This is a genomic window from Winogradskyella ouciana, from assembly GCF_009709615.1.
Classification (GTDB): domain Bacteria; phylum Bacteroidota; class Bacteroidia; order Flavobacteriales; family Flavobacteriaceae; genus Winogradskyella; species Winogradskyella ouciana.
On record NZ_WJYA01000083.1, the window covers coordinates 1 to 276 of the forward strand.

Sequence of the window (276 nt, forward strand, 5' to 3'; positions counted from 1 at the left end):
ATGAAAAGCTGTCATCATTTTCCTCCTGTTAATACGGTCTTCAGTGAATTAAATTTACCGTTCATTCTTTCAACCAATGCTTGATAGTTGATTTGATTTTGCGCCAATTCTGTCATCTCTTTGTCAATATCGACATTGTTTCCATTTTGCTGATACGATGTATCTCCACTCGCAACAATTGAATAATTCGAATCAGTATCAGAAAAATCAACATGACGATAGTCTGTTTTTATCGCTTCAAGACGCGAGGATTCTTGATCTAATAAATTTTGGAAA

General features: G+C 34.4%; 1 protein-coding gene. It reads right to left on the minus strand.

Going from position 1 to position 276, the window contains the following annotated elements:
- Positions 1-14 precede the first annotated feature (14 nt).
- A partial coding sequence (flgB, locus tag F1003_RS18660; protein WP_155090353.1) for a flagellar basal body rod protein FlgB occupies positions 15-276 on the minus strand: 262 nt, incomplete at its 5' end.